At 71.3% G+C, this 15,477-nt stretch carries 12 protein-coding genes; all 12 read right to left on the minus strand.

The window, feature by feature from the left end; translation table 11 throughout:
• Positions 1–64: 64 nt before the first annotated feature.
• Positions 65–685: a cell division protein SepF gene (locus tag ACZ4Z1_RS25025; RefSeq protein ID WP_468488851.1), complete on the minus strand. Its 621-nt coding sequence runs from the start codon at positions 683–685 to the stop codon at positions 65–67.
• Between the two features lie 124 nt (positions 686–809).
• Positions 810–1,541 carry a YggS family pyridoxal phosphate-dependent enzyme gene (locus ACZ4Z1_RS25030; RefSeq protein WP_468488852.1) on the minus strand — a complete coding sequence of 244 codons (732 nt, stop codon included), beginning with the start codon at positions 1,539–1,541 and terminating at the stop codon, positions 810–812.
• 3 nt (positions 1,542–1,544) lie between these two features.
• The gene (gene pgeF / locus ACZ4Z1_RS25035; RefSeq protein WP_468488853.1) at positions 1,545–2,294 is read right to left on the minus strand and encodes a peptidoglycan editing factor PgeF; all 750 of its coding nucleotides are present in this window, start codon (positions 2,292–2,294) and stop codon (positions 1,545–1,547) included.
• A gap of 13 nt (positions 2,295–2,307) precedes the next feature.
• Entirely contained in the window at positions 2,308–3,537 is a 1,230-nt protein-coding gene (ftsZ, locus tag ACZ4Z1_RS25040; RefSeq protein WP_398345109.1) for a cell division protein FtsZ, read from the minus strand.
• 274 nt (positions 3,538–3,811) lie between these two features.
• Positions 3,812–4,696 (minus strand): cell division protein FtsQ/DivIB, encoded by an 885-nt coding sequence (locus ACZ4Z1_RS25045; RefSeq protein WP_468488854.1) that lies wholly within the window; start codon positions 4,694–4,696, stop codon positions 3,812–3,814.
• Positions 4,697–4,759: 63 nt separating this feature from the next.
• Positions 4,760–5,845: an undecaprenyldiphospho-muramoylpentapeptide beta-N-acetylglucosaminyltransferase gene (gene murG / locus ACZ4Z1_RS25050; protein WP_468488855.1), complete on the minus strand. Its 1,086-nt coding sequence runs from the start codon at positions 5,843–5,845 to the stop codon at positions 4,760–4,762.
• Positions 5,846–5,851: 6 nt separating this feature from the next.
• On the minus strand, positions 5,852–7,192 hold the full coding sequence (gene ftsW / locus ACZ4Z1_RS25055; protein WP_468488856.1) for a putative lipid II flippase FtsW: 1,341 nt from the start codon (positions 7,190–7,192) through the stop codon (positions 5,852–5,854).
• Positions 7,193–7,253: 61 nt separating this feature from the next.
• The gene (murD, locus tag ACZ4Z1_RS25060; protein ID WP_468488857.1) at positions 7,254–8,672 is read right to left on the minus strand and encodes a UDP-N-acetylmuramoyl-L-alanine--D-glutamate ligase; all 1,419 of its coding nucleotides are present in this window, start codon (positions 8,670–8,672) and stop codon (positions 7,254–7,256) included.
• On the minus strand, positions 8,669–9,733 hold the full coding sequence (gene mraY / locus ACZ4Z1_RS25065) for a phospho-N-acetylmuramoyl-pentapeptide-transferase (protein WP_030024670.1): 1,065 nt from the start codon (positions 9,731–9,733) through the stop codon (positions 8,669–8,671). The genes murD and mraY overlap by 4 nt, the downstream gene beginning before the upstream one ends.
• Positions 9,730–11,163, minus strand: a complete 1,434-nt coding sequence (locus tag ACZ4Z1_RS25070) for a UDP-N-acetylmuramoyl-tripeptide--D-alanyl-D-alanine ligase (protein ID WP_468488858.1) — start codon at positions 11,161–11,163, stop codon at positions 9,730–9,732. Before ACZ4Z1_RS25070 ends, mraY begins: the two co-directional genes overlap by 4 nt.
• Before the next feature lie 62 nt (positions 11,164–11,225).
• Positions 11,226–12,989, minus strand: a complete 1,764-nt coding sequence (locus ACZ4Z1_RS25075) for a Mur ligase family protein (RefSeq protein ID WP_468488859.1) — start codon at positions 12,987–12,989, stop codon at positions 11,226–11,228.
• An 18-nt stretch (positions 12,990–13,007) separates the two neighbouring features.
• Complete coding sequence (locus ACZ4Z1_RS25080; protein WP_468488860.1) at positions 13,008–15,371, minus strand: peptidoglycan D,D-transpeptidase FtsI family protein; 2,364 nt, start codon at positions 15,369–15,371, stop codon at positions 13,008–13,010.
• Positions 15,372–15,477 lie beyond the last annotated feature (106 nt).

Here is a 15,477-nt window from a genome sequence, read left to right on the forward strand (position 1 = left end):
TGTCCTCTCCCCTTGCCATGCTGTCGTGTTGGGCGTTTCCGCCCGGTGTGCCCGGTGTTGCGTCTCAGCTCTGGTTGAAGAACCCGCCCTCTGCGATGCGGGCCTTGTCCTCCGCCGTGACATCGACGTTAGCAGGCGACAACAGGAACACCTTCTGCGTCACCCGCTCGATGCTGCCGTGCAGGCCGAAGACGAGACCGGCCGCAAAGTCGACAAGTCGCTTCGCGTCCGTGTCGTCCATCTCCGTGAGATTCATGATCACCGGAGTGCCCTCACGGAAGTGTTCCCCGATGGTACGGGCTTCGTTGTAGGTCCGGGGGTGCAGCGTGGTGATGCGGTACGGCTCCCGCTCGGACACAACCTTGGGCATGATCACCGGTGCGTTCTTCTCCAGATTCGGGCGGTCGGGTGTGATGGACGCCACGGGGGCGATTCGGGCGGGTCGTCCGCTTTCGGCGGCCAGGGACGCGGACTCACGCTGAGCGGGTGGCTGGGCGACTCGGACGGGTTCGTCCCGTTCCGGGTGCGGCTCGGTGGGTACTTGGGTCTGCTGTCGCCGCCCCCGTTCGGGCTCCGGGTCAAGCTCGGGCTCGAACTCGTCGTCGGGGTCGAACCCCCGGCCGTCGTACCCATCGTCCTCCACGAGGCCGAGGTAGACCGCCATCTTGCGCATCGCGCCGGCCATTCTCTGCGTCCTCCGCTCTGTGGTGGATCGGCTCCGTCACCGGGTGCCTTGAATCCACGCGGTCTGCCCTCCTTTTGGGGGCAATGACCATATTTTGTGCTGTGGTCCGACTTGCTTGGCGACGTTACCCGAGCCGTGGTCGGACTCCGAGTACCGCAGTGCCGACGCGCACATGTGTCGCCCCGGCAGCCACGGCTTCATCGAGGTCCGCGCTCATCCCTGCGGACACCATGTTCGCAGCAGGATGGTTCACGCGCAGGCCGGATGAGATTTCCATCAAACGCTCGAAAGCGGCACCCGGGCGTCCGGCATACGGGCCGGTCAGCGGAGCCACCGTCATCAGACCGGCCAGGCGCAGACCTTCGGCGTCCGCGATCGTGTCGGCGAGCGCCGCGACCCCGGCCGGGGCCACCCCGCCGCGCTCCCCCGTCTCTCCCCGGGTGTCGCCCGACTCGGCGTCGAGCGCCACCTGGAGCAGGCAGCCCAGCTCGCGGCCGGCCCGTACCGCTTCCTTGGACAGCGCGGTGACCAGCTTCGCGCGGTCGACCGACTGCACGATATCGGCGTAATTGACCACAGACCGCACCTTGTTGGTCTGCAACTGACCGACGAAGTGCCAGGTAAGGGACAGATCCGAGCAGGCAGCGGCCTTCGGTGCCGCGTCCTGGTCGCGGTTCTCCGCCACCTGGCGGACGCCGAGTTCCGCGAGCAGCCGCACGTCGCTCGCCGGGTAGGTCTTCGTGACCACGATGAGGGTCACGTCCTCACGCTTGCGACCGGCCTTGTCACACGCGGTGGAGATTCGTTCCTCCACACGCGCCAGGTTGTCCGCCAGTTCGGTCCTACGATCCGTCACAGCTCAGCATCCCAGCCATACATAGCTCGCGAGCCGCCCGGTGGTGCGGTCGCGCCGGTAGGAGAAGTGGTCCGCCGACTCCAGCGTGCAGATGTGGGAATGTTCACGCATCTGCACGCCGTACGCGGCGAGTTGGGCGCGGACACCGGCGGCCATGTCCACCGCGGGCGTGCCCCACGAGGTGGTGGCCCACGCCTCGGGCACCACCGCGGCGACCTCGGCGCGCATCGCCTCGGGCACCTCGTAGCAGCGTCCGCAGACCGCGGGTCCGGTACGGGCGATGATGCGGGCCGGGTCGGCGCCGAGCGCGGTCATCGCCTCGACGGTCGCCGGGACCACCCCGGCCACCAGGCCAGGACGCCCCGCGTGCGCGGCGCCGGTGACCCCGGCGACCGGGTCGGCCAGGAGCACCGGGGTGCAGTCGGCGGTCAGGACGGCGAGGGCCAGGCCCCGGCGGGCCGTCACCAGCGCGTCCACGCAGGGGACCTCGGCGTCGTCGCGCCACGGCCCGTCGACCACGGCGACGTCCCGGCCGTGCACCTGGTTCATCCACACGACCGCGGCCGGGTCCAGGCCCAGCGCCTTGGCCGCCAGTTCACGGTTGGTCCGTACCGCGCCGGGGTCGTCGCCGACCGCTCCCCCGAGGTTGAGCTCGGCATACGGAGCGGCGCTCACCCCGCCCCACCGGTCGGTGGAGGCGAAGTGCGCGCCGCTCGTGTCGTTCGTCAGCACCGGGTGCTGTTGCCCTATCACGTCGGGACTTCGGTCACTTCAGGAAGTCGGGGACGTCCAGTTCCTCGGCCGCGGTGTCCGAGTACGGACGGGCCGGCGGAACCTGCGGCGAGGCGGTCGGGGGCGGCGGCACCTCGCCGAGCGGGGACGGGTCGGCCGGGGCCGGCTCCTCGTCCCGTACGGGCACCGAACCCAGGCTGCCGAAGGACGACGGCCGGGGCTCGGCCTGCGGGGCCGGGCGGCTGGGGGCCGGGGCCGGTTCCTCGCGCTTGCCGTTGTTCTGGCTGCCGAGCACGGTCTGCTGACGGGCCGGCGGCTGGCCGCCGTCGAAGCCCGCGGCGATGACGGTCACCCGGACCTCGTCGCCGAGCGCATCGTCGATGACCGCGCCGAAGATGATGTTCGCCTCGGGGTGGGCCGCCTCGCTGACCAGCTGCGCGGCCTCGTTGATCTCGAAGAGACCGAGGTCGGAGCCGCCGGAGATGGAGAGCAGCACGCCGCGGGCGCCGTCGATGGACGCCTCCAGGAGCGGCGAGGAGATCGCCATCTCCGCGGCGGCCACCGCGCGGTCGTCGCCGCGCGCCGAGCCGATGCCCATGAGGGCCGAGCCGGCCTCGGACATCACGGACTTGACGTCGGCGAAGTCGAGGTTGATCAGGCCGGGGGTGGTGATCAGGTCGGTGATGCCCTGGACACCCGACAGCAGTACCTGGTCCGCGGACTTGAACGCGTCGAGCACGCTCACCTGGCGGTCCGAGATGGACAGCAGTCGGTCGTTGGGGATCACGATGAGGGTGTCGACCTCGTCGCGCAGGCCGGCGATGCCGTCCTCGGCCTGGTTGGCGCGGCGGCGGCCCTCGAAGGTGAACGGGCGGGTGACCACACCGATCGTCAGGGCGCCCAGCGAGCGGGCGATGTTGGCGACGACGGGGGCGCCGCCGGTGCCGGTGCCGCCGCCCTCGCCCGCGGTCACGAAGACCATGTCGGCCCCCTTGAGGACCTCCTCGATCTCCTCGCGGTGGTCCTCGGCCGCCTTGCGGCCGACATCCGGGTTGGCGCCGGCGCCCAGACCACGGGTGAGTTCCCGGCCGACGTCCAGCTTGACGTCGGCGTCGCTCATCAGCAGGGCCTGTGCATCGGTGTTGATCGCGATGAACTCGACGCCCTTGAGCCCGACCTCGATCATCCGGTTGATGGCGTTCACGCCACCGCCGCCGATGCCGACGACCTTGATGACTGCGAGGTAGTTCTGCGGTGCTGCCACGTCGAAGGCCTCTCGCCTCGAGTTACGTGTCGCCGCCGCACCGGGGTGCGGACGCCGACTGATGCCGATGGGACGGTTCGTAGTGCCGACCCGAACCCTAACGCTGAAGTTTAGGGTTACCAGTGCCTGTGTTCCTGGGACTCTTTGGAACGAGACACTAAGTCGACAAGTGGCGCACGTTCAACGAACACGCCGAACCTCCCGTTTTTCTTTTCACCCTATGTGATCACCCATAGTGGTAGCCATCCAGGGTGCTGGCCTGCGGGTACACACGTCAACTCCCCGACACCGCGGGTGCGGTGGGGACACTCACGTCGAAGTGGCGCGCGTCACGCGCCGCTTTCAGCGCCGCGGCGAGCACCTTGGCCTTCGCCGTACTGCGTTCGTCACTCCCCCAAACGACGGTACGGCCACCCGTCAGCTTCAGGGTGATGGAGTCGAAGGAGCGCACTTCGACGGCGCGAACGTCCTGGTGGAGCGCCTTCGGGAGGGCGGTGACGACGGTGCCGGCCGCGCGCCGGAGCCGGTCGGCGCCGAACCGCCGCAGCCCCGGGCTGTCACGTACGGCCATTTCCAGAAGCGGGACGCCCTTCGGGGCGGCGGCGACCGTGGCGAAACGCGTCCCTTCGGCGTCCACTTCGACGAACTTTCCGCCCGTTTGAATAACGAGTTCCGGCTGCCTTTCGGTCACTTTCAGGCTGACCGTGTGCGGCCAGGACCGCCTGACCTCAACGGACTTGATACGGGGAAGTTTCGCGCGCAGCCGTTCGGTGACGGCCCGCTTGTCCACGGAGACCAGCGGGGTGTCCATCGGCACCGCGGCGGCCCGCACGACCTCATCGACCGTCAGAACACCGGTACCGCTCACCTTCACGTGTTCCGTACGCAGCCAGGTGGACCCGTACAGGGACCACGCGCCGAAGCCGGCCAGCAGGACGGCACCGGCCAGTGCGATGATCACAGTGCGGCGGGGCGGCACCTTGAAGCGGCCCCGCAGACCGGGCCGGCCGTCCCGGGAGCCGGATCCGCCCCGCTTCGCAGGCTTCTCGGATCCGCCCCCGCTGCCGGACTTCCCGGACTTTCCAGGCTTTCCGGAAGAGGGCGGGCCGGAGCGCGCGGATCTCTTCTCGCCGCGCCGGGCGGTCGTCGGTCCGGCCACGCTCCCTCTCCTTCCGGCCGCCGCCCCGGGGTGCGCCCCGGGGCGGTACGGCCGTACCGTCCGTCAGCGGCCAGCGACCGCCTCGTACACCATGCCGACCAGCAGCTCGTCCGCGTCCCGGCGGCCGAACTCGGACGCCGCGCGGGACATCTCGTACAGCCGGTGCGGGTCGGCGAGCACCGGGAGCACCTGGTTCTGGACCCACTCCGGCGTCAGCTGCGCGTCGTCGACCAGCAGTCCGCCGCCGGCGTTGACCACCGGCTGGGCGTTCAGCCGCTGTTCGCCGTTGCCGATGGGCAGCGGGACGTAGGCGGCCGGCAGTCCGACGGCGGACAGTTCGGCGACGGTCATCGCGCCCGCGCGGCAGAGCATCATGTCGGCCGCGGCGTACGCGAGGTCCATCCGGTCCACGTACGGTACCGGTACATACGGGGGCATCCCGGGCATGTTGTCCACATGCGGCATTTCGTTCTTCGGGCCGACCGCGTGCAGCACCTGGATGCCGGAGCGCTGGAGCGCCGGCACCGCGGCCTGGATGACCTCGTTGAGCCGCCGGGCACCCTGCGAGCCACCGGAGACCAGCAGCGTCGGCAGGTTGGGGTCCAGCCCGAAGGCGGCCCGCGCCTCGGGGCGGACCGCCGCCCGGTCGAGGGTCGCGATCGTACGGCGCAGCGGGATGCCGACGTACCGGGCGTCCCGCAGCTTGCTGTCCGGGGTGCTGACCGCGACGAACCTGGCGTAGCGCGAGCCGATCTTGTTGGCCAGCCCGGGGCGGGCGTTGGCCTCGTGCACGATGATCGGCACCCCGCGCCGCTTGGCGGCCAGGTAGCCGGGCAGCGCGACATAGCCGCCGAAGCCGACGACGCAGTCCGCCTTCGTGCGTTCCAGGATCTGCTCGGCGGCCTTGATCGTGCCGCGCAGCCGCCCGGGGACGGTGATCAGTTCGGGCGTGGGCTTGCGCGGCAGTGGTACGGCCGGAATCAGCCCCAGCTCATAGCCCCGCTCCGGCACCAGCCGGGTCTCCAGCCCCTTCTCCGTGCCGAGTGCCGTGATCCCCACGGTCGGGTCCTGCCTGCGCAGGGCGTCCGCGAGGGCGAGCGCGGGCTCGATGTGGCCGGCGGTCCCCCCACCGGCGAGTACGACATGCACCGAAATTCACCGCTCTCCGGACGGTCGCTTCTTGACGCGCCGTCTCATCGTCTTCCGTCTCACCCCAGCCAGTTTCCTGCCGAAAACAGGCTGCCGCATGGCCAGTGCCGCCCGTGCAGCGGGCTCGTCACGCGCGAAGGCGATCAGCAGACCGATGGCGAACATCGTCGGCAGCAGGGCGGAGCCCCCGAAGGAGAACAGCGGCAGCGGGACCCCGGCGATCGGCAACAGACCGAGCACCGCCCCGATGTTGATCACGGCCTGGGCCGTGATCCAGGTGGTCACGCCTCCCGCTGCGTACCTCACGAAGGGATCCTCCGTGCGTCCGGCCACGCGGATACCCGCATAGCCTAGAGCCGCGAAGAGGGCGAGCACCGACAGCGTCCCCGCAAGCCCCAGTTCCTCCCCGGTGATGGCGAAGATGAAGTCGGTGTGCGGTTCAGGGAGTTCACCCCATTTTTCCATACTCGCGCCGAGCCCCGAACCGAAGAAGCCGCCGGAGGCCAGCGCGTAGATGCCGTGCACGGCCTGCCAGCACTGGTCCTGCGGCCCGGGGTCGGTCGCGCCGATGCAGGCGAGCCGGGCCATCCGGTTGGCGCTGGTCTTGATCAGCAGCGCTCCTATGACGGTGGCCGCGCCGAGTACGCCCACGAAGAGCCGGGTGGGGGCACCGGCCAGCCACAGCAGGCCGAACAGGATCGCGGTGAGGATGATCGCGGTGCCCATGTCACCGCCCAGCATGATCAGACCGAGCAGCAGGAAGGCCACCGGGATCAGCGGCACCAGCAGGTGCTTCCACTGCGCGAGGAGCTTCTTGTCCTGTTTGCGTGCCAGCAGGTCGGCGCCCCACAGGACCAGCGCCAGCTTGCCGAACTCGCTGGGCTGCATCTGGAAGGGGCCGCCCAGGTTGATCCAGTTCTGGTTGCCGTTGACCGCGACCCCTATCCCGGGGATCTGCACCAGGGTCATCAGGAAGACCGAGACGGCCAGCAGCGGATAGGCCAGCGTGCGGTGCAGCCGTACCGTCATCCGGGCCGCCACCAGCATCAGGACGCCGCCGAGCACCGCCGCGAGCAGCTGCTTGCGGAAGAAGTACGTCGGCGCCAGGCCGAGCTGGAGCGCCTTGATCTGGGAGGCCGAGTAGACCATCACCAGGCCGAGCACAGTGATCAGCAGGCTGCCGCCGACCACCAGGTAGTAGGCGGTCAGCGGCCGGTCCCAGGCCCGGCGGACCTGGGTGTACAGGCCCCGCGGGTTACGGGGGGCGCCGCCGCGCGGCAGGCGCGGGCCGAGGCCGGTGCGCCGTGCCGGGCGCGGCGGCGCGGCCTTCGCCGATCGGGCCGTCATCCTCGTCCCCTCCACGGGTGCGCTGCGCCGTGCGTCCTCGACGGCGGCGGGGACGTACGGACTACCGTTCCTGTGCGGCCAGCGTGCGGACCGCGTCGGCGAAGGCTTCGCCCCGCTTGTTGTAGTTCAGGTACATGTCCATCGAGGCGCAGGCCGGGGCCAGCAGGACCGTATCGCCCGGCCGGGCCAGACGCGCTGCTTCCCGTACGGCTTCGGACATCGCCTCAGTGTCGGTCCGGTCGAGGTCGACCACCGGGACATCCGGGGCGTGTCGCGCCAGGGCCTCCCGAATGAGCGCCCGGTCGGCGCCGATGAGGACCGCGCCGCGCAGCCGGCCGGCGGACCTGCGCACGAGGTCGTCGAAGGTGGCGCCCTTGGCCAGGCCGCCGGCGATCCAGACGATGTGCTCGTACGCCGCCAACGACGCCTCGGTGGCGTGGGTGTTGGTGGCCTTGGAGTCGTCGACGTACGCGACCCCGGCGACGTCCGCGACGTGCTCGATGCGGTGCGCGTCCGGGTGGAAGGCGCGCAGGCCGTCGCGTACGGCCTTGGGGCCCACGCCGAAGGCGCGGGCCAGGGCCGCCGCGGCGAGCGCGTTGGCGATGTTGTGCGGGGCCGCGGGCGTCACGTCCGAGACCTCGGCGAGTTCCTGCGCCTGCTGGTGCCGGTTCTCGACGAAGGCGCGGTCGACGAGGATGCCCTCGACGACGCCGAGCTGCGAGGGGCCGGGGGTGCCGAGGGTGAAGCCGATGGCGCGGCAGCCCTCCTCGACGTCGGCCTCGCGCACCAGGTCCTCGGTCACCCGGTCGGCGACGTTGTAGACGCAGGCGACGGTGTTGCCCTCGTAGATCCGGCCCTTGTCGGCGGCGTACGCCTCCATGGAGCCGTGCCAGTCGAGGTGGTCCGGCGCGAGGTTGAGGACCGCAGCGGAGTGGGCGCGTACGGAGGGCGCCCAGTGCAGCTGGTAACTGGAGAGCTCGACGGCGAGGACGTCATACGGCTCGTCGGAGAGCACCACGTCCACCAGGGGTACGCCGATGTTGCCGACGGCCGCGGTGCGCAGCCCCTCGGCCTCCAGGATGGCAGCCAGCATCCGTACGGTCGTGGTCTTGCCGTTGGTGCCGGTGACCGCGAGCCAGGGCGGCGAGTCCGGGCCGCGCATGCGCCAGGCCAGTTCCACATCGCCCCACACCGGGACACCGGCCGCCTCGGCGGCCTGGAAGAGCGGGCTGGTGGGCTTCCAGCCGGGGGTGGTGACGACGAGCTCGGTACCCTCGGGGAGGGTGTCGCCGTCGCCGAGGCGGACGGTGACCCCCAGCTCCTGGAGGGGGGTGGCCTGGGCGCGCTCGCGTTCGCCGTCGCTGCCGTTGACGACGGTGACGACGGCGCCGAGGCCGGCCAGGGCGCGGGCGGCGGGTACGCCGCTCACGCCGAGGCCGGCCACGGTCACGTGCTGTCCGGCGAGGTTCAGCGCGGTCACTTGGCGGCCTGCCAGCCGCCGTAGAAGAGGCCCAGGCCGACGATCACGCACATGCCCTGGATGATCCAGAACCGGACCACGACAAGGACTTCGGACCACCCCTTGAGTTCGAAGTGGTGCTGGAGTGGCGCCATCCGGAAGACCCGCTTGCCGGTGAGCCGGAAGGAGCCGACCTGGATGACCACGGACATGGTGATCAGGACGAAGAGGCCGCCGAGGACGGCCATCAGCAGCTCCGTACGGGAGCAGATGGCCAGACCGGCCAGCGCGCCGCCCAGGGCCAGCGAGCCGGTGTCGCCCATGAAGATCTTCGCGGGCGAGGTGTTCCACCACAGGAAGCCGAAACAGGCGCCCATCAGGGCGGAGGCGACGACCGCCAGGTCGAGCGGGTCGCGGACCTCGTAACAGGCGGGTCCGGCGCTGATCGCGTTGGCGCAGGACTCCTGGTACTGCCAGATGCCGATGAAGGTGTACGCGCCGAAGACCATCACCGAGGCGCCGGTGGCCAGGCCGTCGAGGCCATCGGTGAGGTTCACGCCGTTGGACATCGCCAGGATCATGAACAGCGCCCAGATGACGAAGAGCACCGGGCCGATCTGCCAGCCGAAGTCCTGGGTGAAGGACAGCCGGTCGGAGGCCGGGGTCTGGCCGCGCAGGTCGGCGAACTGCAGCGAGAGCACCGCGAAGGCGATGCCGACGATCAGCTGGCCGGCCATCTTGGCCTTGGCCCGCAGGCCCAGCGACCGCTGCTTGACGATCTTGATGTAGTCGTCCAGGAAGCCCACCAGGCCCATGCCGGCCATCAGGAACAGCACCAGCACACCGGAGAAGCTCGGGTTGCTGCTGGTGATGACCTTGGTCAGCGCGTACGCGATGAGCGTGGCCAGGATGAAGGCGATGCCACCCATGGTGGGCGTACCGCGCTTGCTGTGGTGGTCGCGCGGGCCGTCGTCACGGATGAACTGCCCGTAGCCCTTCCTGGCCAGCAGCTTGATCAGCAGCGGGGTGCCGATCAGCGTCAGGAAGAGACCGATCATTCCGGAGAAGAGGATCTGCTTCATCGGGTGGCGGCCCCGCCCTCGACACCGTCGTCGCTCAGCAATGCCGCGGCGACCCGCTCCAGGCCGACCGACCTGGACGCCTTCACCAGCACGACGTCACCCGGCCGCAGCTCGCTGCGCAACAGGTCGACCGCCGCCTGCGCGTCGGACACGTGCACCGACTCCTCACCCCACGAACCCTCGTTCTTGGCGCCCATGTCGAGCCAGGCCGCTTCCCTGCCGCCGACCGCCACGAGCTTGCTGACGTTGAGCCGGACGACCAGGCGTCCGACCGCGTCGTGTTCGGCGAGTGACTCCCCGCCGAGCTCGGCCATCTCACCGAGCACCGCCCACGTACGGCCTCCCTTGTCCTTGGAGGCTTCACCCATCGCCACGAGCGCGCGGAGCGCCGCCCGCGTGGATTCCGGGTTCGCGTTGTAGGCGTCGTTGACGACCGTCACACCGTCCGCGCGCTCGGTGACCTCCATCCGCCAGCGGGAGAGCGTGCCGGCTTCGGAGAGCGCGACGGCGATCTCGTCCACGGACATGCCCAACTCATGGGCGACGGCGGCCGCGGCAAGCGCGTTCGACACGTGGTGCTCACCGTACAGCCGCATGGTCACGTCGCTGCACCCGGAGGGTGTGTGAAGCGTGAAGGAGGGCTGTCCGAGCGCCGTGAGCCGGACATTCTCGGCACGTACGTCGGCTTCCGCGGACTCGCCGAAGAAGATCGTACGGGCCTTCGTACGGGAGGCCATGGCGCGGACGTACGGGTCGTCCGCGTTGAGCACGGCGACGCCGCCCTCGTCCGCGGCCGGCAGCGCCTCGACCAGTTCGCCCTTGGCCTGCGCGATCTGCTCGCGGCCGCCGAACTCGCCGATGTGCGCGGAGCCGACGTTGAGGACCACGCCGATCCGCGGCGGGACCAGCTCCGCGAGGTAGCGGATGTGGCCGATGCCGCGGGCGCCCATCTCCAGGACGAGGAACTTGGTGCCGTCGTCCGCGCGCAGCGCGGTCACCGGCAGCCCGATCTCGTTGTTGAGATTGCCCACCGGGCACACGGTCGGTCCCCGGCGCTCCAGGAGCTGGCCGATCAGGTCCTTGGTGCTGGTCTTGCCGGCCGAGCCGGTGAGCCCGACGACGCAGGCGCCCAGCCGGCCGACGACGGCGCGGGCCAGCGCCCCGAGAGCGGCGACCACGTCGTCCACGACGATCGCGGGGACGCCGACGGGGCGGGCGGCGAGGACCGCCGCCGCGCCCGCCTCGACGGCGCCCGCGGCGTAGTCGTGGCCGTCCACGCGTTCGCCGGCGAAGGCCGCGAAGAGGCTGCCGGGGCGTACCTCACGGGAGTCGAACACGACCGGGCCGGTGACCTGGACCTGCGGGTCCGGTATGTCGTGCTGCTGCCCGCCGACGATGGCGGCGATCTCGGCGAGGGACAGGGAGATCACTTCTCACCCCCGGCCGTGGGCAGGTCGTGCCGTTCGAAGGGTTTTGCGCGCATGGCGGTGTGTCATCCCTGGTGGTTCGGCTGCTGCGAGTTCAACGAAGCCTCGATGGCCTCGCGCAGCACCTGACGGTCGTCGAAGGAGCGGACCACTCCGGCGATGTCCTGGCCCTGCTCGTGGCCCTTGCCCGCGACGATCACGGTGTCGCCGGGCTCGGCGCGGGCGACGGCGGCCGCGATGGCGGCGCGCCGCTCCTCTTCGACCACTACGGTGCCGCGCTCGTGGACGGGCACCTCGGCGGCGCCCGCGAGCATGGTGGCGAGGATCGCGAGGGGATCCTCGCCGCGGGGGTTGTCGGAGGTCAGTACGGCGGTGTCGGCGAGGCGGGCGACGGCCGCGCCCATCGGCTTGCGCTTGTGCGGGTCGCGGTCGCCGCCGCAGCCCAGCACCGCGTGGATCCGGCCCTCGGTGACCTTGCGCAGGGCGCGCAGGACCGATTCGACCGCGTCGGTCTTGTGGGCGTAGTCCACGACCGCGAGGTAGTCCTGGCCCGCGTCGACGCGCTCCAGGCGGCCGGGGACGCCGGGCACCGCGGCGACGCCGTCGGCGGCGGTCTGCGGGTCCACACCGGCCACGACCAGCGCCGTGATCGCCGCCAGCGCGTTGGCGACGTTGAAGGGGCCAGGGATGGGCGCGGCGGCCCGTACGGACACGCCGTCGGGGCCCAGCACGGTGAAGGTGGAGCCGAGGGTGCCGACCTCGACGTCAGCGGCGCGCCAGTCGGCGTCCGGGTGACCCTCGGCGGAGAACGTGGTGACCGGCACCTCGGACTCGCCCGCGGCCAGCCGCTTGCCGTACTCGTCGTCGAGGTTGACCACGCCGGCCTTGCTGCGCGCCTTGGTGAACAGCTGCGCCTTGGCCTGGAAGTAGTCCTCCATCCCGGAGTGGAACTCCATGTGCTCCGGGCTGAGGTTGTTGAAGATCGCGACGTCGAAGACGCAGCCGTCGACACGGCCGAGGACCAGCGCGTGGCTGGAGACCTCCATCGTCACCGCCCGCACGTCGCGCTCGCGCATGACGGCGAACAGCGCCTGGAGGTCGGTGGCCTCGGGCGTGGTGCGCTCGGACTTCAGGCGCTCGTCGCCGATCCGGGACTCGACCGTGCCGATCAGGCCGGTGAGCCCCGCCCGTCGCCCGCCATCGCCCTTCAGCGGATGCGCTTCGCGCAGCTCCTCCTGAGCCGCCTTGTCGGCCGCGGCACGCAGGCCGCCGTCGATCAGGTACGCGGTGGTGGTCTTGCCGGAGGTGCCGGTGATGCCGATCTGGAGGAGGTCCTTGCCCGGGTCCCCGTAGATCGAGACGGCGAGCGCCCCCATCCGGGCCCGCGGCTCGTCCACGACCAGCACGGGCAGGCCGGTCGCCGCGGCGCGCTCGCGGCCCGCCGGGTCGGTCAGGACCGCGGCGGCGCCGAGGTCGGCGGCCTGGTTGGCGAAGTCGGCGCCGTGGAAGCGGGCGCCGGGCAGCGCGGCGTAGACGTCACCGGGGCGCACGGCCCGGGAGTCGTGGGTGATGCCGGTGACGGCAGTGTCGGCGGCGTCCGCCGCGGCCGGCACCGAGGTGCCCAACTGCTCGGCGAGGTCCGCGAGGGGGGTGGGACGGACCCGCTCTGGGCGGGGCGCTCCCGGAAATTTCCCGGGGGCGTCCTTCTGGGCGTGGTGGGACTGATCAGCGTGTGACACGGCGGTGAGCGTACCGGGCGCGGCGGCCTCGGGGCGAAGCGAGGGCCGCGTGCTGGAACGGTTCCCGGGGTCGGGGGTGATGGTCGTCACGGCGGTGCTGCCTCGTTTTCATTCGCCTGGCTTGAAGGTGACGGGCAGGCGCGGGGGCTGGGCGCCGCTCGGCGGGACCTGGAGCGTCTTGAGCGCGAACTCCATGACCTGCTGGTAGATCGGGCCGCACACCTGGCCGCCGAAGTAGCTCCCTCTGGTCGGGTTCTGGACGGCGCAGTAGACGGTGATACGGGGCTGGTCGGCGGGCGCGAACCCGGCGAAGGAGGCGGTGTAGCCGTGGTACCGGCCGGTTTTCGGGTCCACCCGGTTGGACGTGCCGGTCTTGCCGCCGACCCGGTACCCGTCGATCTTCGCCTTGGCACCGGTGCCCTCCTTGTCGTCGACCACCGATTCGAGCATGGTGGCCAGCGTCCTGGCGGTCTTCTCGCTCACGACCCGGCTCTTGCGCGGCGGCGGTGCGGGCTGGTAGTGGCCGTCCGGGCCGGTGGTGCCCCTTATGAGCGTGGGGGCGATGCGCTCGCCGCCGTTGGCGATGGCCGAGTAGACCGAGGCGGCCTGCACGGCGTTGAGCGACAGGCCCTGCCCGAAGGGGATCGTGTACTGCTGCGAGGTGCTCCACTTCTGCGGCGGGGCCAGCAGGCCCGGGGTCTCGCCGGGGAAGCCGAGTCCGGTGGGCTGTCCGAGCCCGAACTTGCGCAGGTAGGAGTAGAGCACCTGGTTGGCCTCCCGGCGGGTCTTGCCGAGCTGCTCGGTGGCCAGGATGGTGCCGATGTTGCTCGACTTGGCCAGCACCCCGTTGAGGGTCAGGTGCCAGGTGGGGTGGTCGATGTCGTCCGAGAAGAGCCGGTCGCCGCGGTGCAGCCGGTTGGGGACGGTGACGCGGGTGGCCGGGGTCGCCACGCCCTCCTCCAGGACGGCGGCCATCGACATGAGTTTGCTGGTGGAGCCGGGTTCGAAGGCGTCGGTGAGGGCGGCGTTGCCCAGCGCGTCCGGGTCGGCCTTCGAGATGTCGTTGGGGTCGAAGCCGGGGGCGTTGGCCAGGGCCAGGATCTCGCCGGTCTTCGTGTCCTGCACGACGACGTAGCCCCGGTCGGCCTGGGAGGCGGCGACCTGCTGGGTGATGGCCTGCTGGGCCATCCACTGGATGTCGCGGTCCAGGGTCAGCTCGACATCGGTGCCCGGGACGGCCGGGTGCTCCTGGGTGCCCGCGGTGGGCACCCGCCGTCCGCCGGACTGGGCGTAGACCAGCTTGCCGTCCTTGCCCGCCAGCTGTTTGTCCAGCCGGGCCTCCAGGCCGCCGCCGCCCCGGCCCTCGCTGTTGACGAAGCCGAGCACCCCGGAGGCGAGGTCCTTGTTCGGGTAGACGCGCTTGCTGTGCTTGTCCGCGAAGACTCCGACCAGGACGTTGGGGCGGCGCTCGTTCCTGGGCTGCTTGGCCGCCTTGGCGTCCAGGTCCTTGCGCAGGTCCTTGATCTGCTTCCAGACCTGGGGGGTCTGCTGCCGGGACAGCCGTACGTAGCGCGAGCCGGGTGTGGCCAGCTTCTTGGCCAGCGCGGCCCGGTCCTCGTGGAGGATCGGCGCGAGCAGGGCGGCGGCCCGCTGCGGCGCGTCCTGGATCTTGATCTTGTCGGGCGCGAGCAGGCTGGGGTCGGCGGTGATGTCGTACGCGTCGACCGTGGTCGCCAGGTCCACGCCGTCCCGGTCGGTGATCGCGCCGCGCTCTGCGGCCAGCTTGACCGGGACGTACCGGTTGACGTTGGCCTTGGCCGCGTACGCGCCGGCGTCCACGGCCTGCACCTGGAACAGCCGGACGACGAAGACCAGCAGGATCAGGGCCAGGCCGAGGGAGACCAGGCGCAGCCGGGGGCGCGGGCTGCCGAGGCGCAGGGTCGGCGTGCGGCGGCCGGGGGCGCGCTTGGTGGTGCCGGGGCGCGCGGCGGCGGGGCGGCTCTGGGCCGGGCCGCCACGGGGCCGGCCGGTGCCGGTGCGGCCGCCGGCCGGGGTGGGGCGGGGGACGCGGCGGCGGGGGTCGGCGGAGCCGGGCGTCTTGGCGGTGGACGGCTTGGCGGTGGATGCCTTGGCTGCGGGCGCCTTGGTGGCGGACGGCTTGGAGCCGGGGCTGCTGGGGCTTCTGGAACTGGTGGTGCCGGAGCCGGCCGGTCCGGAACCCTGCGCTCCTGAGCCTTTCGAGCCGTTCGGGCCGTTCGGGCCGGGGTTCTTCGGGGCCGGGCTCTTGGCTCCCGTGGCCTTGGAGGCCGCGCTCTTCGAGGCTGAGCCCTTCGAGGGCGTGCCCTTCGAGGGCGTGCCCTTCGAGGGCGTGCCCTTCGAGGCCGGGCTCTTCGCTCCAGGGCTCTTCGAGGCCGGAGTCTTCGGGCCGGATCCGGAGCCGCTGCCGGACCGCGGACCCTTGGGGTCGCTCATGCGGCGTCCTCCTCCGGTGCGGTCGTACGGGTGAGGGGTTCCCGCCCGGAGGCAGCCGCGGACGCGGGGCCGACGGATGCCGTCACGGGCCCGGAAGCGGCCCCTG

The sequence above is a fragment of the Streptomyces sp. NPDC030165 genome (assembly GCF_055573595.1).

Bases quoted from the DNA above. Each gene is read 5' to 3' on its own strand.
- ACZ4Z1_RS25025 (WP_468488851.1), bottom strand. From the start codon at position 685: ATGGCCGGCGCGATGCGCAAGATGGCGGTCTACCTCGGCCTCGTGGAG.
- ftsW (WP_468488856.1), bottom strand. From the start codon at position 7,192: ATGACGGCCCGATCGGCGAAGGCCGCGCCGCCGCGCCCGGCACGGCGC.
- mraY (WP_030024670.1), bottom strand. From the start codon at position 9,733: ATGAAGCAGATCCTCTTCTCCGGAATGATCGGTCTCTTCCTGACGCTG.
- ACZ4Z1_RS25080 (WP_468488860.1), bottom strand. From the start codon at position 15,371: ATGAGCGACCCCAAGGGTCCGCGGTCCGGCAGCGGCTCCGGATCCGGC.